Annotated in this window: 18 protein-coding genes; 9 read left to right on the top strand and 9 right to left on the bottom strand. The window is 70.2% G+C overall.

Annotated features, from left to right (window positions below; genetic code table 11):
* Window positions 1-352: 352 nt before the first annotated feature.
* Window positions 353-2863: a murein biosynthesis integral membrane protein MurJ gene (murJ, locus tag ACH4SL_RS19810; RefSeq protein WP_398447181.1), complete on the bottom strand. Its 2511-nt coding sequence runs from the start codon at window positions 2861-2863 to the stop codon at window positions 353-355.
* 25 nt (window positions 2864-2888) lie between these two features.
* On the bottom strand, window positions 2889-5159 hold the full coding sequence (locus ACH4SL_RS19805) for a DUF6049 family protein (protein ID WP_398447179.1): 2271 nt from the start codon (window positions 5157-5159) through the stop codon (window positions 2889-2891).
* Window positions 5160-5407: 248 nt separating this feature from the next.
* On the opposite strand from ACH4SL_RS19805, the gene ACH4SL_RS19800 reads away from it, so the two are divergent.
* Window positions 5408-6874, top strand: coding sequence for a CCA tRNA nucleotidyltransferase (locus ACH4SL_RS19800; RefSeq protein ID WP_398447177.1), 1467 nt, complete (start codon window positions 5408-5410; stop codon window positions 6872-6874).
* 59 nt (window positions 6875-6933) lie between these two features.
* Here ACH4SL_RS19800 and ACH4SL_RS19795 read toward each other — a convergent pair whose 3' ends face one another.
* The 3 genes from ACH4SL_RS19795 to ACH4SL_RS19785 form a co-directional block, all read right to left on the bottom strand.
* The gene (locus ACH4SL_RS19795; RefSeq protein WP_398447175.1) at window positions 6934-8241 is read right to left on the bottom strand and encodes an MFS transporter; all 1308 of its coding nucleotides are present in this window, start codon (window positions 8239-8241) and stop codon (window positions 6934-6936) included.
* A gap of 105 nt (window positions 8242-8346) precedes the next feature.
* Window positions 8347-9429: an inositol-3-phosphate synthase gene (locus tag ACH4SL_RS19790; protein ID WP_398447173.1), complete on the bottom strand. Its 1083-nt coding sequence runs from the start codon at window positions 9427-9429 to the stop codon at window positions 8347-8349.
* A gap of 23 nt (window positions 9430-9452) precedes the next feature.
* Window positions 9453-10094 (bottom strand): helix-turn-helix transcriptional regulator, encoded by a 642-nt coding sequence (locus tag ACH4SL_RS19785; RefSeq protein ID WP_398447171.1) that lies wholly within the window; start codon window positions 10092-10094, stop codon window positions 9453-9455.
* Window positions 10095-10446: 352 nt separating this feature from the next.
* On the opposite strand from ACH4SL_RS19785, the gene ACH4SL_RS19780 reads away from it, so the two are divergent.
* Both ACH4SL_RS19780 and ACH4SL_RS19775 read left to right on the top strand, forming a co-directional pair.
* Window positions 10447-13179, top strand: a complete 2733-nt coding sequence (locus ACH4SL_RS19780; protein WP_398447169.1) for a transglycosylase domain-containing protein — start codon at window positions 10447-10449, stop codon at window positions 13177-13179.
* A gap of 156 nt (window positions 13180-13335) precedes the next feature.
* Window positions 13336-14907: a glycosyltransferase family 87 protein gene (locus ACH4SL_RS19775; RefSeq protein ID WP_398447167.1), complete on the top strand. Its 1572-nt coding sequence runs from the start codon at window positions 13336-13338 to the stop codon at window positions 14905-14907.
* On the opposite strand, the gene ACH4SL_RS19770 is transcribed toward ACH4SL_RS19775, so the two are convergent.
* The 3 genes from ACH4SL_RS19770 to ACH4SL_RS19760 form a co-directional block, all read right to left on the bottom strand.
* Window positions 14895-15935, bottom strand: coding sequence for an alanine racemase (locus ACH4SL_RS19770; RefSeq protein WP_398447165.1), 1041 nt, complete (start codon window positions 15933-15935; stop codon window positions 14895-14897). The genes ACH4SL_RS19775 and ACH4SL_RS19770 overlap by 13 nt on opposite strands.
* A 34-nt stretch (window positions 15936-15969) precedes the next feature.
* On the bottom strand, window positions 15970-17112 hold the full coding sequence (locus tag ACH4SL_RS19765; RefSeq protein ID WP_398447163.1) for a lipid II:glycine glycyltransferase FemX: 1143 nt from the start codon (window positions 17110-17112) through the stop codon (window positions 15970-15972).
* A gap of 131 nt (window positions 17113-17243) precedes the next feature.
* Window positions 17244-17552: a hypothetical protein gene (locus tag ACH4SL_RS19760; protein ID WP_398447161.1), complete on the bottom strand. Its 309-nt coding sequence runs from the start codon at window positions 17550-17552 to the stop codon at window positions 17244-17246.
* A gap of 269 nt (window positions 17553-17821) precedes the next feature.
* Between ACH4SL_RS19760 and rpsF the strand changes: the two genes are divergently transcribed.
* From rpsF to rplI, 4 genes are read left to right on the top strand one after another with little or no spacing between them, the layout of a single operon-like run.
* Complete coding sequence (gene rpsF, locus ACH4SL_RS19755) at window positions 17822-18112, top strand: 30S ribosomal protein S6 (protein WP_031512681.1); 291 nt, start codon at window positions 17822-17824, stop codon at window positions 18110-18112.
* Between the two features lie 54 nt (window positions 18113-18166).
* Entirely contained in the window at window positions 18167-18775 is a 609-nt protein-coding gene (locus ACH4SL_RS19750) for a single-stranded DNA-binding protein (protein WP_398447159.1), read from the top strand.
* A gap of 42 nt (window positions 18776-18817) precedes the next feature.
* Window positions 18818-19054 carry a 30S ribosomal protein S18 gene (rpsR, locus tag ACH4SL_RS19745; protein ID WP_031512678.1) on the top strand — a complete coding sequence of 79 codons (237 nt, stop codon included), beginning with the start codon at window positions 18818-18820 and terminating at the stop codon, window positions 19052-19054.
* Between the two features lie 15 nt (window positions 19055-19069).
* Entirely contained in the window at window positions 19070-19519 is a 450-nt protein-coding gene (gene rplI, locus ACH4SL_RS19740; RefSeq protein ID WP_398447157.1) for a 50S ribosomal protein L9, read from the top strand.
* 153 nt (window positions 19520-19672) lie between these two features.
* On the opposite strand, the gene ACH4SL_RS19735 is transcribed toward rplI, so the two are convergent.
* Entirely contained in the window at window positions 19673-21070 is a 1398-nt protein-coding gene (locus ACH4SL_RS19735) for an MATE family efflux transporter (RefSeq protein ID WP_398447797.1), read from the bottom strand.
* 507 nt (window positions 21071-21577) lie between these two features.
* Between ACH4SL_RS19735 and dnaB the strand changes: the two genes are divergently transcribed.
* Together dnaB and ACH4SL_RS19725 are read left to right on the top strand one after the other, a co-directional pair.
* The gene (gene dnaB / locus ACH4SL_RS19730) at window positions 21578-23038 is read left to right on the top strand and encodes a replicative DNA helicase (RefSeq protein ID WP_398447155.1); all 1461 of its coding nucleotides are present in this window, start codon (window positions 21578-21580) and stop codon (window positions 23036-23038) included.
* Window positions 23039-23070: 32 nt separating this feature from the next.
* Window positions 23071-23718: an HAD family hydrolase gene (locus ACH4SL_RS19725; RefSeq protein WP_398447153.1), complete on the top strand. Its 648-nt coding sequence runs from the start codon at window positions 23071-23073 to the stop codon at window positions 23716-23718.
* Window positions 23719-23720: the final 2 nt, after the last annotated feature.

Raw genomic sequence — 23720 nt, 5'->3', positions numbered from 1 at the left:
GTGGACGTGTCGGGGTCTCGCGTCTTCTGCTGTGCGGTCACGTCGGTGGTGGGCTCGTCCTCTGCCGTGTCCTCGGGTGGGGTGTCGCCGTCGGCGCTGCCGCCGTGCCGGCCGTCCGTCGGCGTTTCGTCGGGTGTGCCGTCCTGCTGGGGGTCAGGCAATGCGCTGCCCTCATCGGCCACTTCGACGGCCGCCGTGCTCCGATCCGCCACCGTCGTTCCTGCCTCCCCATCCAGTGCACGACCTCACATCGAGCCGAGGACAATTGTGCCCGCACTCCGGCTGTATGCACGACACGCGGCGGCCCGCGATGGTTGCCCGCGGACGCGTTGCCGGCGGGCGGCGGACGCCGTCAGCGCCCGAGCCGCCCCCGCACCATGCCGATCATGCCGTTCAGCTCCTGGATCCGCATCTGCTTCGCGATCAGCAGGAAGATCCCCCCGAGCAGACCGCCGCCGACCACCAGCGACGCCAGCGACCCGGTCACCCCGCCGCCCAGCTTGTCGCTGAGGACCCACACCGCGATCCCGGCGATCCCGGCAGCCGGGATGCAGGCCCCGACGAGCCGCGCGTACGTGCGGACCACCCGGCGGCCGTCGAGGTCGCCGCCCAGCCGGGTGCGCAGCCGCTTGACGGCCACCCCGACGCCGACCGCGTAGGCCAGGCCGTAGGAGAAGGCCATGCCCACCACGGCCCAGCGGGCGGGCAGCACCAGGAAGCAGAAGCCGGAGGCCGCCGCGTTGACGGCGGCCACGATCACGGTGTTGTAGAAGGGGGTGCGGGTGTCCTCGAAGGCGTAGAAGCCGCGCAGGATGACGTACTGCACGGAGTAGGGGATCAGGCCGCCGCCGAAGGCCATCAGGATGAAGCCGATGTTGCGGGCGGACCCCGCGTTGGTGCTCGCGTAGAGCAGGGTGCACATCGGCACGCCCAGGGCGAGGAAGGCGAAGGCGGCCGGCACGATCGCGACCGCCGAGGTGCGCAGACCGTAGGAGATGTCGTCGCGGACCGCGGTGATGTCGCCGTCGGCGGCGGCGCGGGAGATCCGCGGCAGCACCGCGGCCATCACCGACACCGTGATGATCGCCTGCGGCATCTGCCAGATCAGCAGCGCGTTGTTGTAGGCCGTGATGCCCGTGCCCTGGAAGCCGCTCTTGTCGGCGTTGGCACCCGCCCAGGTGGCGAGCTGGGTGACCACGATCAGGCCGGCCTGGTTGGCGAGCACGAAGAAGAAGGTCCACTTCGCGAGCTTGGCGGCCTTGCCGAGCCCGTGCCCGCGCCAGTCGAAGCGCGGGCGGAACCTGAACCCGGCGTCGCGCAGGTAGGGCAGCATCGCGAGGGACTGCACCACCAGGCCGAGCAGGGTGCCGATGCCCAGCAACCGGGCGCCCTCGGGGGTGATGGTGGTGGCGTCCATCCGCGTGGTGCTGTAGGAGCCGTAGACCCAGATGAACATGCCGAAGGTGAAGATCACCACGATGTTGTTCAGCACCGGGGTCCACATCATCGCGCCGAAGCGGCCGCGCGCGTTGAGCACCTGGCCCATGACCACATGGACGCCCATGAAGAAGATCGTGGGCAGGCAGTAGCGGGCGAAGGTGATCGCCACGTCGTACGTGTCCGGGTTGTCGGCGATCTTGGCGGACATCAGCCGGATCAGCAGCGGCGCCGCGATCACGGTGACCGCGACGATGCCGCCGAGCACCACCATCACCACGGTCAGCAGCCGGTTGGCGTAGGCCGAGCCGCCGTCCTCGTCGTCCTTCATCGCCCGCACCAGCTGCGGGACGAACACCGAGTTCAGGCCGCCGCCGATGGTGAGGATGTAGATCATCGTCGGCAGGGTGTTCGCGACGGCGTAGGAGTCGCCGAGGGTCGCCACGCCGATCGCGGCGGCGATCACCAGGGTGCGCACGAAGCCGGTGAGGCGGGACACCAGGGTGCCCGCGGCCATCAGGGCACTGGACTTGAGGATGCCGCCGCCCTTGGCCGCCGGGGCGGGGGCCGCGGCCGCCCGCCGGGGCGCGCCCGTGGCGGGCGGAGCAGCCTGCCGGGGGCCCTGCGGGGAGTGCCCGGGCTGCTGCTGGTAGTCCTGCGGCGGATACTGCTGCTGCGGATCCTCGTAGGGCTGCTGGTACGGCTCCTGGTAGGGCTGCTGGTACGGGTAGCCGTAGCGGGGGTCGGCGTAGCGCGGGTCGACGTACTGCTGGTCGGCGTAGCGAGCGTCGTCGTACGCCTGGTCGTGGTACATGTCCTGGGCGTAGCCGGTGTCCTGGAAGACCGGCAGCGAGAAGCCGGTCGTCTCGTTCGCCGACGGCACGTGCGGGTAGCCGGCCGGGTAGCCGTACTGCTGCCCCTGGTACCCCTGGTGGCCGCCGCCCTGCTGGTAGCCGGTCGGGCCCCCCCGGTAGCCGCCGTCCTGCGGATAGCCCTGCTGTTGCTGCTGGTAGTCCTGCTGCTGGTAGCTCTGCTCGTACCCGCCCTGCTGGTAGCCGGCGCGCGGGTCGTAGCCGCCCTGCTGCTGGTAGTTCTGCTGGTAGCCGTTGTCCTGCTGCGGATACTGCGGCTGCTCGTCCCGGAAGAGGTGCGCGAAGGCGTCGTACTCCTGGCCCTGCTGATCCTGGCCCGGGCCCGGCGCGCCCGTGTCCTGGTACTGCGGATACTGCGCCGCGGCCGCGTCCGGATAGGGGCCCTGCTGCTGGTAGCCGGGATGCTGCTGCTGCCACTGCGCCGGATCCTGCTGCTGGTACGGATCGTAGGCATACGTGTTCTGCAGATACGGGTCGGGTGCCGCCGGACCCTGGTCGGGAGGCTGGGGCATCTGGCCCGCAGAGTCGCGGTCACCGTCATACGGCGCGTTCATCAGTGCCCCACCTTATTGTCTCCGGCTACCCGTCCACTTTCTCACCTGCTGGTGATGGCTCCCAGGTTTCCTGCCCGGTGTCAGCGGCAGGGTCACCCGGCTGCTCCGGGTCGGTTCCGTCCGGATCCCCGTCGCCGTCCCCGCTGTTCCCACCGTCGTCACCGCCGCCCGCGGCGGCCAGCTTCTTGCGCTGACGGTAGATCCGTACCCCGGCCAGGACCAGGAGCAGCAGTCCGGCGCCGATGACGAGCATCACAAGGTCGGTGACCTTGTTGATGTGGACATCAAACGTCGTGAACGCGTACAGCTGATTGTCCACGGTGTAGAGCGCGGCGGTGACCCCTACCGTGCCGTTCGCTCCGGCCTTGGTCTGGAACTTCAGGGTACGGGTGTGGCCGCCCTCGATGGTGATCGGCAGGTCGGCGTCCTTGATCTCCAGCCGGATGTTCGCGCCCGATGTGAGCTTCAGCACCACGTTCACCGGCTGGCCCAGCTCGTTCTTCACCGTGATCGGGATGGTGCCGCTGCGTCCGGAGAGCGTCAGCGTCGCCTTGTCGACGATGTGGACCGAGCCGATGAGGTCCGTGAGGTAGCCGCCGATCGCGTCGCGGTAGGCCGCCGCACCTGCCGTATTGCCGCGCCAGCTGGTGGACAGTGAGCGGAGCACCGCGTTGCCGAACGGGACGGTGACGCGGTCCTGGCGGGTGAGGATCACCACGAAGCTGTTGAGGTGCTTCTGCGTCTCGTTGAGCTGCGTGAAGTCCTGGACGGTCGACTCCTGCTTGCGCAGCTTCGCCGGATAGGCCTTCGTCGACGGCACCGAGCGGTTGGCGCGCGAGTCGGCGTGGGCGGAGGCCGCCTCGTCGAAGTAGACCGGGGTGGCCCACGCCGCCGACGAGGTCTCGTGGATCGCCTCCGCCATGGCCTGGGCCTGGGCGACGGTGGGCATCCGCTGCGGTGCGACCACCACCGAGCGCTGCCTCTCCGGCGCCTCCATGGTGATCATCAGCGTCTGCGCGATGTAGCTCTGCACCGCGAGGTCGGCGTCCTGCGGGTCGGACATGGCACCGCTGAAGGCGGTGGACAGCGTCGCGTCGCTGACCACGGCGGTGGTGCCCTTGCCGATCGGCCGGGCCGCGTTCGGGGTGTAGTCCAGACCCTCGCTCTCGTGGAAGGTGTCGCTGCGCGCGATGATCCGCTTGGCGCCGCCGGTCCGGGCGACCGAGACGATGGAAGGGTCGATCGCGCCGTCCACCGGCCAGGCCACGTCGGCGGTCGGCGTACTGCCGAGGATCGTCTCGACGGTGCTCAGCCCGAGTGCCGTGCCGGTCTTGAGGTAGCCGGTGCTGCCCGCGACCTTCTGCCCCTGGTGGGCCATGGAGGCGAGGTCGGTGTCACCGAAGGGGAGGGCGATCACCTGGTCGCCGGCGACCGCGAGCCGGAGGTCGTTCAGCCACTGCTTGGCGAGGTCGGTGCCCGTCCCGGCAGTGGTCTTGGTGACGTCGCCGCCGGGGCCCGCCACCCGGTAGCCCTTGGTCATGAACTCCACGGTGGCGAGCAGGTCGGGGTCGACGATCCAGGTCACCTGCAGATTCCTGGCCAGGTCCACCATCGTCCGCAGCCGGCCGCCCGGCGCCAGCTCGGTGGCGAGGTCGTCGTCGAGGAAGATCGGGCTGCGCTGGGAGTCGGTGTCGCCGCGCGGTGCGATGTGCGAGGTGTCGATGAGCGGCCACAGATAGCTGATCTTGGTGTGCTTGGTGCCAGTGGCGTCGTCCGCGCCGTACCAGGGCAGGAGGGTGCGGTTGATGCCGACGACGTGCTCCGTCGAGTCGGACGAGGTGCTGCCTTCCAGTGCGACGCCCAGCTGGTAGACGCCGGCGTCGGTGAAGTGGAGGGCGCTCACCGGGACGCTGATGCTGAAGGTGCTCTTCCCGCCCGCCGGGAGGTCCGCGACGTCGGTGGTGTACCCGTCGACCTCGTCGCCGTCCTGCGCGTAGCTGTAGCCGGTCCGGGAATCGGCGCTCTTGAGGGCGCTGCGGGTCTCCAGCGGGCCGTCGGAGCGCACCCGGAGGCCGATGTGGGCGTCGGTGACGGCGGACTTGCCGTTGTTGGTGAGCCGGCCGGAGAGGGTGATCGTGCTGCCCTTGGCGGGGATACGCGGGGTGATGACGTCCAGCGAGACCGCGACCGCACGTGAGCCGGACGGGGCCGCCGCCCGGGCGGCGGGTGCGGCGGTGGCCTGCGCCAGTCCCGTCAGCAGGGCACCGCCGGTAGCCAGCGCCAGGACGCGCGCCATCCGGCGCCGGACCCGGGACGGGGACTTTCCGGGTGACTGTGCCGCCTCGCCCACGCGTTCGCCCGTCCTCGTCTGTGAATCTGATCGTCTGCCGTGCCGGCCCATCTGATGTGCGTGTTGGCATGGTAACGATCGGCGCTGTGCCGCAGTGCCGTGGACGGCAGCTTGATACGGGCTTGGTACCGGAGCCGGCCGGGCCGGGAAACCTGTGCGCGCGGGGCGCTCGCGGACCCGTACCCTTTTACGTTGTGCCGAATGCCAACAATGCCGCTCAGACCCCGTCGCCCGCCGGTGCCGCACAGGCCTCCCGCAGGGTCGAGCCCGTCGCCGAGGACCTGGGGCGCCGCTTCCGCGCCGCCGGGTTCGCGCTCGCCCTGGTCGGCGGGTCGGTGCGGGACACCCTGCTGGGCCGGCTCGGCAACGACCTGGACTTCACCACCGACGCGCGCCCCGAGCAGGTCCTGAAGATCCTGCGGCCGTGGGCGGACGCGGTGTGGGAGGTCGGCATCGCCTTCGGCACGGTCGGCGGTATGAAGAAGGCGCAGGGACTGGACGGCGCGACGCGCGGCTTCCAGATCGAGGTCACCACCTACCGCAGCGAGGCCTACGACCGCACGTCCCGCAAGCCCGAGGTCTCCTACGGCGACACCATCGAGGAGGACCTGGTCCGCCGGGATTTCACGGTGAACGCGATGGCGGTGGCGCTGCCCGAGAGCGACTTCATCGATCCCTACGGCGGCCTCGACGACCTCGCCGCCCGGATGCTGCGTACCCCGGGGGCGCCCGAGGCGTCCTTCTCCGACGACCCGCTGCGGATGCTGCGTGCCGCCCGCTTCGCCGCCCAGCTGGACTTCGAGGTGGCGCCCGAGGTGGTCGCCGCCATGACGGAGATGGCCGACCGGATCGAGATCGTCTCCGCCGAGCGGATCCGTGACGAGCTGAACAAGCTGATCCTCTCCGACCACCCCCGCAAGGGGCTGCGGCTGCTGGTGGACACGGGACTCGCCGACCGGGTGCTGCCCGAGCTGTCGGCCCTGCGGCTGGAGCGCGACGAGCACTTCCGGCACAAGGACGTCTACGAGCACACCCTGACGGTGCTGGAGCAGGCCATCGACCTGGAGGAGGACGGGCCCGACCTGGTGCTCCGGCTGGCCGCGCTGCTGCACGACATCGGCAAGCCGAAGACCCGGCGCTTCGAGTCGGACGGCCGGGTCTCCTTCCACCACCACGAGGTGGTGGGCGCCAAGCTGACCAAGGCGCGCATGCTCCAGCTGAAGTATTCCAACGAGCTGGTGAAGGACGTCTCCCGGCTGGTCGAGCTGCATCTGCGGTTCCACGGCTACGGCAGCGGCGAGTGGACCGACTCCGCGGTGCGCCGCTATGTGCGGGACGCGGGGCCGCTGCTGGAGCGGCTGCACAAGCTGACCCGCTCCGACTGCACGACCCGCAACAAGCGCAAGGCGGCCGCGCTGTCGCGGACGTACGACGGCCTGGAGGCGCGGATCGCCGAACTCCAGGAGCAGGAGGAGCTGGACGCGATCCGGCCCGACCTGGACGGCAACCAGATCATGTCGGTGCTGGACATCCCGCCGGGGCCGGTGGTGGGCAAGGCGTACCAGCATCTGCTGGAGCTGCGGCTGGAGAACGGCCCGCTGGGCGAGGAGGCCGCGACCGCGGCCCTGCACGAGTGGTGGGCGGCGCAGTCCGCCGGGTGAGAGCCGGTCTCTCCACTGGCTGAGGGCGGGCATGTTTCACGTGGAACATGCCCGCCGGGTCAGCCGGCCGGGGTGCTCGTGCGCGGTGTTCCACGTGAAACATCGCGGACCCGGACCATGCCGATCGCGGTGGCGGCGTAGATCAGCGCGAGGGACACGACCAGTACGGGCGAGCGCCCGTCGGCAGGGAGCACCAGGGCCGCGACCGCGGCGGCGCCCACGAAGGCGACATTGAAGACGACGTCGTAGAGCGAGAAGACCCGGCCCCGGTACGCGTCGTCCACCTGTTCCTGGACGACCGTGTCGGTGGCGATCTTGGCGCCCTGTGTGGTGAGGCCGAACAGGATCGCGGCCAGCATCATCGGTGCGAGCGTGAACGACAGGGCGAGCGGTGGCAGCAGCACCGCCGAGGCGGCGCAGCACACGGTGATCCAGCCCGAGGTGCCGAGCCGTCCGGTGGCCCACGGGGTGAGGAGCGCCGCGGTGAAGAACCCGGCGGCCGACAACCCCACGGCCAGCCCCAGCAGGCCGAGGCCGGCGTCGGTGTCGGACGCGTCGGACCAGGAGTAGCGGCAGAGCATCAGCAAGGTCACGGTGAGCCCGCCGAAGCAGAAGCGCATCGCGGTCATGGCGGCCATCGCCCGCGCGGCCGGCGGACGGCGGCGCAGATGCCCCAGCCCTTCCCGCAGACCCTGCGCGGTGCCGGCGAGGGCGGACAGCACGCGCGGGCGCACCCGGTCCGGGTCGGGGCCGAGCAGGTCGCGGTCCAGCGTCAGCGCCGCCAGGCCCGCGCACAGATAGAGCAGGGCCCCGAGCAGTACGGTCGCGGCGTCGGCCGCGTCCCCCTCGGCGGCGAAGAGGTGCACCACGAACGCGGCCCCGCCGCCCACGGTGGCCGCGAGGGTGCCGGCCGTCGGGGTGAGCGCGTTGGCGGTCACCAGGGCGTCCCGGTCCACCACCCGGGGCAGGGCCGCGGAGAGCCCGGCGAGGACGAAGCGGTTGACCGCGGTCACCGACAGGGCGGACAGATAGAACAGCCAGTCCGGGACGTGCAGCAGGATGAGCCCCGCGGTGCCGCAGGACAGCACCGCCCGCAGCAGGTTGCAGCCCAGCAGCACCTGGCGCCGCCGCCAGCGGTCGAGCAGCACACCGGTGAAGGGGCCGAGCAGCGAGTAGGGCAGCAGCAGCACCGCCATCGCGGAGGCGACGGCCCCGGGGGTGGCCTGCTTCTCCGGGGAGAAGACCACGTAGGCGGCCAGCGCGACCTGGAAGACGCCGTCGGACAGCTGGGACAGCAGCCGCACCCCGAGCAGCCGGCGGAAGTCCGGCAGCCGCAGCAGAACGCGCAGGTCGCGCAGAAGGCCCATGCGCACAGCCTCACACGACGCGGAAGGCCCCGGGTACGCGACCCAGGGCCTTCCGTGTCAGAGCAGTGCGCAGCGCGAGCGCTGTGGGACCGTGTGAGCGGTGTGTCAGCGCTCGACGTCGCCGCGGATGAACTTCTCGACGTTCTCGCGGGCCTCGTCGTCGAAGTACTGCACCGGCGGGGACTTCATGAAGTACGAGGACGCCGACAGGATCGGGCCACCGATGCCGCGGTCCTTGGCGATCTTCGCGGCGCGCAGCGCGTCGATGATGACACCGGCGGAGTTCGGGGAGTCCCAGACCTCGAGCTTGTACTCCAGGTTCAGCGGGACGTCACCGAAGGCGCGGCCCTCGAGGCGGACGTACGCCCACTTGCGGTCGTCGAGCCACTGCACGTAGTCGGACGGGCCGATGTGCACGTTCTTGGCGCCGAGGTCGCGGTCGGGGATCTGCGAGGTGACGGCCTGCGTCTTGGAGATCTTCTTGGACTCCAGGCGCTCGCGCTCGAGCATGTTCTTGAAGTCCATGTTGCCGCCGACGTTCAGCTGCATGGTGCGCTCCAGGACCACACCGCGGTCCTCGAAGAGCTTGGCCATCACGCGGTGCGTGATGGTCGCGCCCACCTGCGACTTGATGTCGTCGCCGACGATCGGCACGCCCGCCTCGGTGAACTTGTCCGCCCACTCCTTGGTGCCGGCGATGAAGACCGGGAGGGCGTTGACGAAGGCGACCTTGGCGTCGATGGCGCACTGGGCGTAGAACTTCGCCGCGGCCTCGGAGCCGACGGGCAGGTAGCAGACCAGCACGTCGACCTGGCGGTCCTTGAGCACCTGGACGACGTCCACGGGCTCCTCGGCGGACTCCTCGATCGTCTCCCGGTAGTACTTGCCGAGGCCGTCGAGGGTGTGACCGCGCTGCACCGTCACGCCGCTCTGCGGCACGTCGCAGATCTTGATGGTGTTGTTCTCGCTGGCGCCGATGGCGTCCGCGAGGTCGAGGCCGACCTTCTTCGCATCGACGTCGAAGGCGGCGACGAACTCGACGTCGCGCACGTGGTAGTCGCCGAACTGCACGTGCATGAGACCAGGCACCTTGCCGTCCGGGTCGGCGTCCTTGTAGTACTCGACGCCCTGCACCAGTGACGTGGCGCAGTTGCCCACACCGACGATGGCTACGCGAACCGCGCCCATACCCGTTGCTCCCTGTGTAATCGTCACGCGGTTCCCCGGGCTTCGGGTCGGCCGCCGTTCTCTTGGTTGTTGTCGTTGTCGTCCCGCTGATCGGGCGGGCGCATCGTGCGCCCGGCCCGCTCGGTCTCGATGAGCTCGTTGAGCCAGCGGACCTCGCGCTCCACCGACTCCATGCCGTGCCGCTGCAGCTCGAGCGTGTAGTCGTCGAGCCGCTCGCGGGTGCGGGCCAGCGAGACGCGCATCTTCTCCAGGCGCTCCTCCAGGCGGCTGCGCCGCCCTTCGAGCACCCGCATCCTGACGTCCTTGGACGTCTGGCCGAAGAAGGCGAAGCGGGCTGCGAAGTGCTCGTCCTCCCAGGCGTCCGGCCCGGAGTGGGCCAGGAGCTCTTCGAAGTGCTCCTTGCCCGCCGCCGTCAGCCGGTAGACGATCTTCGCGCGGCGTCCAGCCAGAGGCGCTGCGTGCGGATCGATGTCCACCGCCGACTCCTCGACCAGCCACCCCACCGCGACGAGCGTCTTCAGACAGGGATACAGGCTCCCGTAACTGAAGGCCCGGAAGACCCCGAGCGAGGTGTTGAGCCGCTTGCGCAGCTCGTAACCGTGCATCGGGGACTCGCGCAGTAGACCGAGAACCGCGAACTCGAGGATTCCGGAGCGCTTGCTCAATGGCCCGACCCTCGTCCTCTCGTTTCGCGGTTCTGTCGATCCGATGTATCGAGTCGATACATCGTGACGATAGAGCGGCGCGAGACATCGTGCAAGGCGGGTCGTCGTGACCGGCGTCACATCCGTAAACCTGTGACCCCTGGGCAGTCCGCTATGTGATGAACGTTCGCATCATGGGCCTTTTGGCCCTGCGTACTCTGTTCGCCATGCGGAGCACCGGGAACCCCACGCTGTTGGCGGGCGTCTTGATTCTCGGTGCAATGCGGCCTGACCCAGCCGCATGCAGGGGGACCACCGACCGCACTGTCATCGATGCCTTCAGGCGATCCCGCCTGTCGAGGAGTAGCTGTTCATGAGCGAGCACCGTCGCAAGCAGCCGCCGTCGCCGTCCGGCGGCCGCGCAGCCGCCCGGCGCGGGGGACAGCAGCCGACGCCCCCGCCGTCCGGTGGCCGCCGGACCGGGGGCGGGCCGCCGCCCGGCGACCCCGGCAGACGCGACGTCCCCACCGGATCGCCGAGCGGTTCGCACGGCGGACGGGCCGAGGGCCCGGACATCATCGGTGGCGGGAAGGACTCCGGAGGCGAGCCGTACCAGGGCCGGGCGGCCGCGCGCCGCGCGGCCCAAGGGCACGGGCGGCGGCGCGGCGGCGCGGGCAGCGGACCCGGCGGCCCGGCCGGGCGCGGCGGGCAGGGAGCCGGCAGGCGCCCCGGCAAGAAGCGCTTCATCGACTACCCGCGCTTCGGCAAGGACGGCTGGCGCCGCTGGATGCCGTCCTGGCGGCAGGTCACCGCGCTCTGCATCGGCTTCATCGGCACCCTCGTCGGCATCGCGGGCATCGCCTACGCCATGGTGGACGTCCCCGACGTGAACAAGGCCTCCCAGGCCCAGAACAACGTCTACTACTGGGCCGACGGCTCCCGCATGGTGACCGGCGGCGGCAGCGTCAACCGGCAGAACATCCCGTACGCGAAGATCCCCAAGGCCATGCGCGACGCGGTGATCTCGGCGGAGAACAAGAGCTTCGAGACGGACAAGGGCGTCGACCCGAAGGGCATCGCCCGCGCGCTGTTCAACATGGCGCGCGGCGGCGAGACCCAGGGCGGCTCGACGATCACCCAGCAGTACGTCAAGAACACCATGCTGGACCAGTCGCAGACGGTGAGCCGCAAGTTCAAAGAGCTGTTCATCTCCATAAAGGTCGGCCGGACGGTCAGCAAGAACGACATCATGGCCGGCTACCTGAACACCTCGTACTTCGGACGGGGCGCGTGGGGGCTGCAGGCCGCGGCGCAGACCTACTACGGTGTCGACGCCGAGAAGCTCAACCCCAGCCAGTGCGCGATGCTCGCCGCGCTGCTGAAGGGTCCGACGTACTACGACCCCAACGGCAACGAGAACATCGACAGATCCGCGACCGCGGCCGCGAACAAGGTACGCGCCGAATCCCGCTGGGGATCGATCCTCGACAACGAGGTCCGCTTCGGCCACATGTCCGCGGCCGAGCGCGCGAAGTACACGACCTTCCCGATGCCGCAGGGGCTCAAGGCCCAGGCCGGGATGAGTGGCCAGATCGGCTATCTCGTCTCGACGGCCAACAACTACATAATCCAGCACTCCAGTCCGAAGATCACCCAGGACATGCTGGACCGCGGCGGCTACCAGATCTACACGACCTTCGACAAGGCCAAGGTCGACGCGCTGAAGGTCTCCGTCGAGAAGGTGCAGGCGGACCGGATCAAGCCCGGCGCCGGGCACATGTACACGGGTGGCGACCCCCAGTTCAAGGGCGACGCCGACACCAACGTGCAGTTCGGCGCGGCCTCCGTCGTCCCGGGTGACGGCAAGATCGTGGCCATCTACGGCGGTCCGGGCATGGACAAGGGCGAGTTCAACAACAACGCCGACACCGCGGGTGTCCCCGTCGGCTCGACCTTCAAGCCCTTCGTGCTCGCCGCGGCGATGACCTACGGCACGAACTACAGCGACGGCAAACCGCTCACCCCGGACAGCAAGTACAACGCCGACGACCTGATCCCGATCAAGGACCACGACGGCAACCAGATCATGAACAAGGGCGAGGTCTTCAAACAGAAGAACGAGTCCAGCTACAAATGGGGCTACGTCACCCTGAACAAGGCGATGGAGCAGTCCATCAACTCGCCCTTCGTCCAGCTCGGCGAGGACGTCGGCCTGGACAAGGTCAAGGACGTGGCGCTCAAGTCCGGCATCCTGGAGAGCTCGATGGAGGCCACCCAGAACGTCGCCTCCTTCTCCATCGGCACCTCGACGCCGAGCGCGATCCGCATGGCGAACGCGTACGGGACGTTCGCCGACTCGGGCGTCTCCGTCGAGCCGTACTCGGTGACCAAGGTGCTGCACGACGGGGACACCGACCACGCGTTCAAGAAGCCGGAGCGCACCAAGACGGTGGCGCTCCAGCCCGCGGTCGCCGACACCGTGACCCAGGTGCTGCAGAACGTGGTGAAGAAGGGCACCGGTAAGGCCGCGCTGGAGCTGCACCGCGACGTGGCCGGCAAGACCGGTACGACGGACACCGACGGCGGTACGCGCTCGGCGTGGTTCGTCGGCTACACCCAGCAGCTGTCCACCTCGGTCGTGATGTTCCGGCAGGACTCCAAGAAGAAGCAGCTGCAGCCGATGGCCGGTACCGGTGGCCCGTCGTCGACCACCCACGGTGGTGACATCCCGGCGACCATCTGGACCGACTACATGAAGAAGGCGCTCGGCAACGCCGACGACCCCGGCTTCCCGAAGCCCGGCAAGGTCGGCGACGGCAAGACGATCAACGAGAAGGGCGCCCCGTCCCCGACTCCGTCGATGTCGACGCCGCCGACCCCGTCCACCTCGCCGACGCCCTCGCAGACCCCCTCCCAGGAGCCGTCCGAGACGCCGACGTGGCAGCCGCCGACGGACACACCGTCGCCCACGGACACGCCGAGGTGCTCGATCTTCAATCCGCAGGACTGCAACAGCTCCTCGCCGCCGTCGTCGCCGACCCCGACGGACACCGGGCCGCCGGGACGCAACAACAACAACGGAGGCACCAGAGGCAGCTCCGGCTGACCCGCGGGGGCCCGCGCCCGCCGCGGGCCGGGCCCCCGCACCGCTGAGGCCGGGCCTCCCCCAGACCCCGTGCCGGTCGACGGATCCGCATCCGGATCGCATGACGACCGCCACGGGGTCTGCTGCACCCACAGCCCCGTACGGCAGGATGTGCGCATGACGAGCGTGCGCGATCGAGAAGAGGACGACCGGCGGGACGTTCCGGTGCGCCCCACCGACGAGGACTCGCTGGCCGCGGCCGCGAGCGAGCTGATCGGCGGCCCGGCGGGCAAGCACGCCGAGACCGGCGGGCACCGCTGGTGGACGGCGCTGCGCGTGATGGTGCTGATCGTCATCGGGATGTTCGCGCTCGGCATGGTCCAGAAGGTGCCGTGCTACGACGGCGGGTGGTTCCAGGGCGGCGACGCCCAGTACATCCACGCCTGCTACTCCGACATCCCGCACCTCTACCACGACCGCGGCTTCGCCGACGATGTCGTGCCGTACTTCGACAGCATCCCGGGCTCGATCTCCGGCAGCGGATTCCAGCACCTGGAGTACCCGGTCCTGACCGGGCTCTTCATGGAGGTCTCCTCCTGGCTGACGCCGCACGGCGGCAGCATGCAGCACCGCGGCCAGATCTTCTGGATCGTGAACTCCGGCATGCTGATGATCTGCGCGGCCGCCCTCGTCGTAGTGGTGTCCAAGACCAACCGGCGGCGGCCGTGGGACGGCCTGTTCATCGCGCTGTCCCCGGCGCTCGCGCTGTCGGCGACGATCAACTGGGACCTGTTCGCCGTGGCGCTGGCCGCCGCGGGCCTGCTCATGTGGTCGCGCAGCCGGCCCCTGGCCGCCGGTGTGCTCATCGGCCTGGCCGTGTCCGCGAAGATCTATCCGGTGCTGCTGCTGCTCGCCCTGCTGCTGGTGTGCGTGCGGGCAGGCCGGATGCGGGCGTTCGGTACGGCGCTGGGCGGCGCGGTGGGCGCCTGGCTGGTGGTCAACCTGCCGGTGATCCTGCTGGCCCGCTCCGGCTGGGAGCAGTTCTACAGCTACACCCGCTCCCGGGGCGTGGACTACGGGTCGCTGTGGCTGGTCGTCATGCAGCGCACCGGCAACCCGCTCAGCGGGGTGAGCGCGTACGCCGCCGCGCTGATGATCGTGCTGTGCGCCGCCGTCGCGGGCCTCACCTTCTACGCACCGCGCCGGCCGCGGCTGGGGCAGGTCGCCTTCCTGCTGGTGGCCGCGCTCGTGGTGAGCAACAAGGTCTACTCGCCGCAGTACGTGCTCTGGCTGCTGCCGCTGGCCGTGCTCGCCCGGCCGCGCTGGCGCGACCTGCTCATCTGGCAGGGCGCCGAGGTGCTCTACTACCTGGGCATCTGGATGGAGCTGGCCTACGTCAGCGGCGGCACCAAGCACCACGGGCTGCCCACGGACGGCTACCAGCTGGCCGTCGTCCTGCACCTGCTGGGCGTGCTCTACCTGAGCGCGACGATCGTCCGCGACATCCTGCGGCCGGAGCACGACGTCCTGCGGCAGGACGGCTCCGACGACCCGGTGGGCGGGGTGCTCGACGGGGCCGGGGACTCCTTCGTCCTGGCCCTGGCGGCGGACCCGGGCGCGGAGCCGCAGCCGCTGCCCGCGGCCGCCGGAGTGCCCGGCCAGGGGGCCGGGCCCGGCGGCTTCGGTACGCCCGCGGGGCCGGCCGCGCCCGGCGGCGGGCCCGCGGGCGGGCCGGGTTACGACGCCTGACGGTCCACGATCCGGTCGAACTGCGTGGTGGTGTGCCGCAGGTGCGCCACCAGTTCGTCACCGACCGCGGGCGGCGCCACGTCGCCCGGCAGGAAGAGGATCGACACCTGCATGTGCGGCGGCTCGGCGAACCACCGCTGCTTGCCCGCCCAGACGAACGGCGACAGGTTGCGGTTGACGGTCGCCAGGCCCGCGCGCGCCACGCCCTTGGCCCGCGGCATCAGGCCGTGCAGCGCCTTGGGCGCCTCCAGGCCGACACCGTGCGAGGTGCCGCCCGCCACGACGACCAGATGGCCGCTGTCGGCGGCCTTCTCCTGCCGGTAGCCGTAGCGCTCGCCCTTGGTGATCCGCGTGACGTCGAGGACCGCGCCGCGGTATTCGGTCGCGTCGTGGTCGCCGAGCCACATCCGGGTGCCGATCCGGGCGCGGAAGCGGGTCTGCGGGAACTGCTGCTGGAGCGCCGCCTGCTCGGTCGCCTTGAGATGGCTGACGAACATGGTGTGCAGCGGCAGCCGGGCGGCGCGCAGCCGCTCCATCCAGCCGAAGACCTCCTCGACCGCGTCGCTGCCGTCGGGGCGGTCGAGCGGCAGGTGGATGGCGAAGCCCTCCAGCCGGACGTCGTCGATCGCGGTGTGCAGCTTGCCGAGGTCGTCCTCCCCCACGCCGTGGCGCCGCATGGAGCTCATGACCTCGATGACGACCCGGGCGCCCACCAGCCCGCGCACCCCCTCCACCGAGGAGACCGAGCGGATCGCCCGGTCCGGCAGCGGCACCGGCTCCTCGCCGAGCCGGTAGGGGGTCAGGACGAGGAGGTCGCCGCCGAAGAAGTCCTTGATCCGGGCCGCTTCGTACGTCGTGCCGACCGCGAGCATGTCGGCGCGCAGCCGGGTCGCCTCGTCGGCGAGCCGCTCGTGGCCGAAGCCGTAGCCGTTGCCTTTGCAGACCGGGACTATGCCGGGGAACTGGTCGGCCACTTGCCGCTGGTGGGCGCGCCAGCGTGCGGTGTCGACATACAGCGTGAGCGCCATGGCCTGGAGGACCTTCCTGTCGTGCGTCGGCCGGTCAGCGGCGCGACATGTAGATGTCGAGAGCCTTGTGGAGCAGCTTGTTGAGCGGGAAGTCCCACTCACCCAGGTACTCGGCCGCCTGGCCGCCCGTGCCCACCTTGAACTGGATCAGGCCGAACAGGTGGTCGGTCTCGTCCAGCGAGTCGCTGATACCGCGCAGATCGTAGACGCTGGCGCCCATCGCGTAGGCGTCCCGCAGCATCCGCCACTGCATGGCGTTGGACGGCCGCACCTCGCGCTTGTGGTTGGCGGAGGCGCCGTACGAATACCAGACGTGCCGGCCGACGGTGAGCATCGTCGCCGCCGCGACCGCCTCGCCCTCGTGCAGCGCCAGGTACAGCCGCATCCGGTTGGCGTCCTCGGCGTTGAGCTTGGTCCACATCCGCTGGAAGTAGGCGAGCGGGCGGGGGCGGAACTGGTCGCGCACCGCGGTGATCTCGTAGAGCTGCTGCCAGGTGGCGAGGTCGTCGTAGCCGCCCTGGATGACCTGGACGCCGGCCTTCTCGGCCTTCTTGATGTTGCGCCGCCACAGCTGGTTGAAATTCTTCAGGATGTCGTCGAGCGAGCGGTTCTCCAGCGGGACCTGGTAGACGTAGCGCGGCTGCACGTCACCGAAGCCGGCGCCGCCGTCCTCGCCCTGCTGCCAGCCCATCCGGCGCAGCCGCTCGGCCACCTCGAAGGCGCGCGGCTCGATGAAGTCGGCCTCCACGTCCCGCAGCCGCTTGATGTCGGGGTCGGCGATGCCCGCCTTGATCGTGTTGGCCTCCCACCGGCGGATTATCACCGGCGGGCCCATCTTCACGCTGAAGGCGCCGTTCTGCTTGAGGTGGCGCAGCATCGGCTGGAGCCACTCGTCCAGGTTGGGCGCGTACCAGTTGATGACAGGGCCCTCGGGCATGTACGCCAGATACCGCTTGAGCTTGGGCAGCTGCCGGTACAGGACGAGGCCGACGCCGACCAGCCGGCCGCCGCCCTTGGACAGCTGGCCGGGCTGCTCGTCGAACCAGCCGAGGCTCTCCGACCGCCACTCGGACTTCACGTCGGCCCATGCGGGGACCTGGCAGTGGCTCGCCGAGGGCAGACTCTGGATGTATGCCAGGTGCTGCTCTCGGGTGATGGTCCTCAGGGTCAGGCTCATGCGGGGCGCTCCCCATGCTCACGACTGCGGGGTTATCTGGCCCGAAGCCTACTGCTCAGGGGTAGCGCCCCCACCAGCCCTGTGGACAACGGCGCGGCTTTTCCACAGCCCGCCGGACGCTGCCGCGGCGGCTACCAGAGCCCGCCGGTCAGGCCGCCGTGCGCCACTCCGATGTAGAAGCCGACCGCGGACATGCCGATGCCGATGATCAGGACGAAGCGCTCGGCGGTCGTGGCCGAGATGAACTGGCCCCAGCCGCCGGTGAAGATGCCGACGAGCCCGGTCCAGGAGCTGAGCAGATGCAGGCTGTTGAACGCCGAGGAGACGATCGAGATCCCGCCCAGGACGAGGGTCAGGATCGCGAGCGAGTTCACCAGGGGATGGGGCCGGCCGTCGGTGTTGAAGGTGAGGCGGTGGGTTCGTGCCGCGTGCTGGGCCATGGGGTACCTCCGTGACGGAGTAGTGGCGCACTGTGGCGCCTGACACACCCGATGTGTACAGATTGCGGTCATTAGTGGGCGGATTTCAACCCGGGAGCATGAGCCGGGTACTGTGTACGGTCTGCACCGGTGTCTGCGCAGGCCCTGCCGGGCAGTACGGGGGATCTCCTCCGACTGTCAGTGGCCCGCGCTACCGTTGCGACGCAGATACAAACCCTCCTGCCACGGAAACGCCGTGGCCGCTGAGTCCAAAGGAGGTGGGTTCACCTATGCGTCACTACGAGCTCATGCTCATTCTCGACCCCGATCTTGAGGAGCGCTCCGTCGCCCCGCTGATCGAGTCCTTCCTGTCCGTCGTCCGCAACGGCGGCGGCAGCGTGGAGAAGGTCGACACCTGGGGCCGTCGTCGTCTCGCCTATGAGATCAACAAGAAGCCCGAGGGCATCTACTCGGTCGTCGACCTGAAGGCATCGCCCGAGGTCGTCAAGGAGCTGGACCGCCAGCTCAACCTGAACGAGTCGGTGCTGCGGACCAAGGTCCTCCGTCCGGAACTGCACTAGTCCGGACTCCGAGTAGCTAGTCAGCACTACCAGAGCCAGTCGAGAGGTCACCCCATGGCAGGCGAGACCGTCATCACGGTCGTCGGCAATCTCGTCGACGACCCCGAGCTGCGCTTCACCCCGTCCGGTGCGGCGGTCGCGAAGTTCCGTGTCGCGTCCACTCCCCGCACGTTCGACCGGCAGACCAATGAGTGGAAGGACGGCGAAAGCCTGTTCCTGACCTGCTCGGTCTGGCGTCAGGCGGCGGAGAACGTCGCAGAGTCGCTGCAGCGCGGCATGCGCGTCATCGTGCAGGGCCGCCTCAAGCAGCGGTCCTACGAGGACCGCGAGGGCGTCAAGCGGACGGTCTACGAACTGGACGTCGAAGAAGTGGGCGCCAGCCTGCGGAGCGCCACGGCCAAGGTCACCAAGACCAGCGGCGGTGGCGGGCGCGGCCAGGGCGGCTACAACGGCGGTGGCGGTGGCGGCGGCCAGCAGGGTGGCGGCGGCTGGGGCGGCGGCCCCGGCGGCGGCTCCGGCGGCGGGGCTCCCGCCGACGACCCCTGGGCCACCGGCGCACCCGCCGGCGGCCAGCAAGGCGGCGGCGGTGGTGGCGGTGGCGGCTGGGGCGGCGGCTCCGGCGGCAATTCCGGCGGCGGCTACTCGGACGAGCCGCCCTTCTAGGGCGGATCCTCACTCACTTCTTGATCGCATAGGAGAATCACCATGGCGAAGCCGCCTCCGCGCAAGCCGAAGAAGAAGGTCTGCGCGTTCTGCAAGGACAAGACCGTGTACGTGGACTACAAGGACACGAACATGCTGCGGAAGTTCATTTCCGACCGCGGCAAGATCCGTGCCCGCCGCGTCACCGGCAACTGCACGCAGCACCAGCGTGACGTCGCCACGGCCGTCAAGAACAGCCGTGAGATGGCGCTGCTGCCGTACACGTCGACCGCTCGATAAGGAAGGGTGACCGTAATGTCGAAGATCATCCTTACCAACGAAGTCAGTGGCCTGGGTGCCGCGGGCGACGTCGTCGACGTCAAGCCGGGCTACGCCCGCAACTACCTGATCCCGCGTGGCTTCGCCATCGCGTGGACCAAGGGTGGCGAGAAGGACGTCGAGCAGATCCGCCGCGCCCGCCGTATCCGCGAGATCCACTCGCTGGACGACGCGAAGGCGGTCAAGGGCCAGCTGGAGACCGTCAAGGTCAAGCTGAGCACCCGCGCCGGTGACACCGGCCGTCTGTTCGGCTCCATCACCCCGGCCGACATCGCCGCGGCGATCAAGGCTGCCGGTGGTCCGGCCGTCGACAAGCGCCGGGTCGAGGTCGGTGCGCCGATCAAGACGCTCGGTGCGCACAAGGTGTCCGTGCGCCTGCACGCCGAGGTCGAGGCTGTCCTCGACCTGGAGGTCGTGGCGGCGTAACGCGCCTTTTGCTCGGTACGGCGCGGATGCCGTCGATGTTCCACGTGGAACACCGACGGTGCCCGCACCGTCACGACGCACCGGAGGGCCGGGTATCCCTGAGCGGGATGCCCGGCCCTCCTCGTCTGTCCGGCTGCTACGGCCCAGGCCCTTTCAGCGCGCGGCGCCGGTGACCACCCAGCGGCCCGACCGGGCGCGCAGCCACAGCGCGACGAGCCGGGTCAGCATCATGAGCGCCATGGCCCACCACAGGACCGTGAGGCCCGCCCCGATCGCCGGCACGGCGAGTGCGGCGGGGGCGAAGACCGCCAGCGTCACCAGCATCGACCAGGCCAGGTACGGCCCGTCCCCCGCGCCCATCAGCACCCCGTCGAGGATGAAGACCACCCCGCACAGCGGCTGCGACACCGCCACCACCAGCAGCGCGGAGGTCAGCGCGGACCGCACCGCCGGGTCGGAGCTGAACATCGGGCCGATCAGCGGACGGGACAGCGCGACCAGCAGCCCGAGGACCACACCGCAGGCCACGCCCCACTCGATCATCCGGCGGCAGGCGGCCCGGGCCCCCTCGGGGTCGTCGGCCCCCAGACAGCGGCCGATGATGGCCTGGCCGGCGATGGCGATGGCGTCCAGCGCGAAGGCGAGCAGCGACCAGACCGTCAGCGTGATCTGGTGGGCGGCGATGGCCGTGTCCCCCAGCCGCGCGGCCACCGCGGTGGCGATCATCAGCACCGCCCGCAGGCTGACGGTGCGGACCAGCAGCGGCAGCCCGGTGCGCGCGCAGGCCCGTATCCCGGCGGCGTCCGGGCGCAGGCCCGCCCACCAGGAGTGTGTGCCGCCCTCCGCCGCGGCCTGGCGCTCTGCCGCGGCCTGGCGGCGGATGCCGCGTACGACGACCCAGAGGTAGACGGCGGCCATGCCGTTCTGTGCGATGACCGTGCCCCACGCGGACCCGGCGATGCCGAGGCCGGCGCCGTAGACGAGAGCGGCGTTGAGCCCCGCGTTGGCAGCGAAGCCGCCCACGGCGACGGAGAGCGGCGTGCGGGTGTCCTGGAGGCCGCGCAGGACGCCGGTGGCGGCCAGCACCACCAGCATGGCGGGGATGCCGAGCGAGCTGATCCGCAGATACGTCGTCGCGTACGGGGCGGCGGTGCCGGACGCCCCGAAGAGGTTCACCAGGGCGGGCGCCGCGGGCAGCACGGTGGCGATCACCGCGCCGCCCAGCAGCAGGGCGAGCCAGATGCCGTCCACGCCCTGCCGCAGCGCGGCGGCCAGGTCGCCCGCGCCGACCCGGCGGGCGACCGCGGCGGTGGTGGCGTAGGCGAGGAAGACGAAGACGTTGACGGCGGTGGTGAGCAGCGCCGCGGCCACGCCGAGCCCGGCGAGCTGGGACGTGCCGAGGTGGCCGACGATCGCGCTGTCGACCATCACGAAGAGTGGTTCGGCGACGAGGGCGCCGAAGGCCGGCAGGGCGAGGGTGAGGATCTCGCGGTCGTGCCGACGCCGGGCCGCCGGGGCGCGGCGCGGGCTGCGACCGGGGGCAGGCGCCATGGTGCCGGGGGGTTCGACGGCGTGATTCACAAGCACAGCTTAATCGTCCACAAGTAAGAGTCGGAAGCCCTGAAGGACACTTACCGGTGACTGCGTAGCGTGATCTCCTCCGCGTCGTTTGTGGCGATCTTGGCGGCCCGCGAAAAGTTTTTCTCCTACACAGGCTATGGATGAAGAAGATGCAGGTCAGATGGGTTCTCCGCGAGAGGTCAGCGGCTTGTCCACAGCACTGTCCCAAGGCCTGTACACAGGTTGGGGGCAGTTCTCCACAGGTATGCCGCCGTCGTCCACACCCCCTGTGGATAACCGCCTTGGTCTGGGTGGCCAAGAGCCCTACCGTGGACCCCTCCCCCCGCGTGACGCGAGCGGTGCGGCGCGGCACATCACGGTGCGGCGCGGCACGTGCGCGACGGCCACCGGGCGGATCGAGGATCGGAGCGGTGCCATGAAAGAGTGGCACGCACGCGGGGTCCGGCCGGACCGGCCGGATGGGAGGAGGTGGCGGGCGTGAGCCAGCCAGAACCCGCCGACGACCACTGGCCCGACCTCCCGCCCGGCGAGCACCAGGGGCCCGCGGCCGGGGTCAGCCCCTTCCGCAAGAAGTCCGGCCAGGACGAAGCCCGCTACTCCGAGGGCGGCGGCGCCTTCGAGCGCGTCCCCCCGCAGGACCTGGACGCCGAGCAGTCGGTGCTCGGCGGCATGCTGCTGTCCAAGGACGCCATCGCCGACGTCGTCGAGGTCCTCAAGGGCGCCGACTTCTACCGGCCCGCGCACGAGACGATCTACCAGGCGATCCTCGACCTGTACGCCCGCGGCGAGCCCGCCGACCCCATCACCACCGCGGCCGAGCTCACCAAGCGCGGCGAGCTCGCCAGGATCGGCGGCTCCCCGTATCTGCACACCCTCGTCAACGCCGTCCCCACGGCCGCGAACGCGGAATACTACGCGGAGATCGTCCACGAGCGGGCGGTGCTGCGCCGGCTCGTCGAGGCCGGGACGCGCATCACCCAGATGGGATACGCCGCCGACGGCGACGTCGACGAGATCGTCAACAGCGCGCAGGCCGAGATCTACGCGGTCACCGAGCAGCGCACCTCCGAGGACTACCTGCCGCTCGGCGACATCATGGAGGGCGCCCTCGACGAGATCGAGGCGATCGGCTCCCGCAGCGGCCAGATGTCCGGCGTCCCCACCGGCTTCGCCGACCTGGACTCGCTCACCAACGGCCTGCACCCCGGTCAGATGATCGTCATCGCCGCCCGTCCCGCGATGGGCAAGTCCACCCTCGCGCTGGACTTCGCCCGGACGTGCTCCATCGCCAACAAGATGCCCAGCGTCATCTTCTCCCTGGAGATGGGCCGCAACGAGATCGCGATGCGGCTGCTGTCCGCCGAGGCCAGGGTCGCGCTGCACCACATGCGGTCGGGCACGATGACCGACGACGACTGGACCAAGGTCGCCCGCCGGATGTCCGACGTCACCGAGGCGCCGCTCTACATCGACGACTCGCCCAACCTGTCGATGATGGAGATCCGCGCGAAGTGCCGCCGCCTCAAGCAGCGCAACGACCTGCGGCTCGTCGTCATCGACTACCTCCAGCTCATGCAGTCCGGCGGCTCCCGCCGCCCGGAGAGCCGCCAGCAGGAGGTCTCCGACATGTCCCGCAACCTCAAGCTCCTCGCCAAGGAGCTGGAGGTCCCGGTCATCGCCCTCAGCCAGCTCAACCGAGGCCCCGAGCAGCGCACCGACAAGAAGCCGATGGTCTCCGACCTGCGCGAATCCGGCTCCATCGAGCAGGACGCCGACATGGTCATCCTGCTGCACCGCGAGGACGCCTACGAGAAGGAATCCCCCCGCGCCGGCGAGGCCGACCTGATCGTCGCCAAGCACCGCAACGGCCCCACGGCCACCATCACCGTCGCCTTCCAGGGCCACTACTCCCGCTTCGTCGACATGGCCCAGACCTGAGCCGTCCGGTCGGGGCCACCTATGCTGCCGGGATGATCAAGCCTGTTGAGCTGGTGATATTCGACTGCGACGGGGTGCTCGTCGACAGTGAGCGCATTGCGGTGCGCGTGCAGGTGGGGCTCGGGGCGGAGTTGGGGTGGGGGTTGCACGAGGCGGAGGTCGTCGAGCGGTTCATCGGGCGGTCGCACGCGGCGATCCGGGAGCAGGTCGCCGAGCGGCTGGGGGAGGAGGTCGCCGAGGTGTGGGCCGAGCGGTTCGAGGAGCGGCACCGGGTGGCGGTGGACGCCGACCTCGTCGCGGTGGACGGGCTGCCCGAGGCGCTCGCCGCGATCGCGCTGCCGACGTGCGTCGCCTCCAGCGGCTCGCACGAGAAGATGCGGCACACCCTGGGCCGTACCGGGCTCTACGACCACTTCGCGGGGCGGATCTTCAGCGCCTCCGAGGTCGCCCGGGGCAAGCCCGCGCCGGACCTCTTCCTGCATGCCGCCCGGAGCATGGGCGTGGACCCCGCGGCGTGCGTGGTCGTCGAGGACAGCCGGCCGGGGGTCACGGCGGCGCGGGCCGCCGGGATGCGCGCCTTCGGGTACGCCGGCGGGCTCACCCCGGCCGAGCGGCTCGCCGGGCCCGGGACGACGGTCTTCCACGACATGCGGGAGCTGCCCGCGCTGCTCGCCGGGTGACG

Origin of the sequence: Streptomyces sp. NPDC021020 (assembly GCF_044333285.1) — a bacterium.
GTDB lineage: Bacteria > Actinomycetota > Actinomycetes > Streptomycetales > Streptomycetaceae > Actinacidiphila.
Note: the sequence above shows the minus strand (reverse complement) of the source record. Positions and strands in the feature narration are given on the sequence as shown.

What these genes read in the sequence shown, in the direction of transcription:
- murJ (WP_398447181.1), bottom strand. Translation starts at nt 2,863, where the DNA reads ATGAACGCGCCGTATGACGGTGACCGCGACTCTGCGGGCCAGATGCCC.
- ACH4SL_RS19805 (WP_398447179.1), bottom strand. Translation starts at nt 5,159, where the DNA reads ATGGCGCGCGTCCTGGCGCTGGCTACCGGCGGTGCCCTGCTGACGGGA.
- ACH4SL_RS19795 (WP_398447175.1), bottom strand. Translation starts at nt 8,241, where the DNA reads ATGGGCCTTCTGCGCGACCTGCGCGTTCTGCTGCGGCTGCCGGACTTC.
- ACH4SL_RS19790 (WP_398447173.1), bottom strand. Translation starts at nt 9,429, where the DNA reads ATGGGCGCGGTTCGCGTAGCCATCGTCGGTGTGGGCAACTGCGCCACG.
- ACH4SL_RS19780 (WP_398447169.1), top strand. Translation starts at nt 10,447, where the DNA reads ATGAGCGAGCACCGTCGCAAGCAGCCGCCGTCGCCGTCCGGCGGCCGC.
- ACH4SL_RS19775 (WP_398447167.1), top strand. Translation starts at nt 13,336, where the DNA reads ATGACGAGCGTGCGCGATCGAGAAGAGGACGACCGGCGGGACGTTCCG.
- ACH4SL_RS19770 (WP_398447165.1), bottom strand. Translation starts at nt 15,935, where the DNA reads ATGGCGCTCACGCTGTATGTCGACACCGCACGCTGGCGCGCCCACCAG.
- ACH4SL_RS19765 (WP_398447163.1), bottom strand. Translation starts at nt 17,112, where the DNA reads ATGAGCCTGACCCTGAGGACCATCACCCGAGAGCAGCACCTGGCATAC.
- ACH4SL_RS19760 (WP_398447161.1), bottom strand. Translation starts at nt 17,552, where the DNA reads ATGGCCCAGCACGCGGCACGAACCCACCGCCTCACCTTCAACACCGAC.
- rpsF (WP_031512681.1), top strand. Translation starts at nt 17,822, where the DNA reads ATGCGTCACTACGAGCTCATGCTCATTCTCGACCCCGATCTTGAGGAG.
- ACH4SL_RS19750 (WP_398447159.1), top strand. Translation starts at nt 18,167, where the DNA reads ATGGCAGGCGAGACCGTCATCACGGTCGTCGGCAATCTCGTCGACGAC.
- rpsR (WP_031512678.1), top strand. Translation starts at nt 18,818, where the DNA reads ATGGCGAAGCCGCCTCCGCGCAAGCCGAAGAAGAAGGTCTGCGCGTTC.
- rplI (WP_398447157.1), top strand. Translation starts at nt 19,070, where the DNA reads ATGTCGAAGATCATCCTTACCAACGAAGTCAGTGGCCTGGGTGCCGCG.
- ACH4SL_RS19735 (WP_398447797.1), bottom strand. Translation starts at nt 21,070, where the DNA reads ATGGCGCCTGCCCCCGGTCGCAGCCCGCGCCGCGCCCCGGCGGCCCGG.
- ACH4SL_RS19725 (WP_398447153.1), top strand. Translation starts at nt 23,071, where the DNA reads ATGATCAAGCCTGTTGAGCTGGTGATATTCGACTGCGACGGGGTGCTC.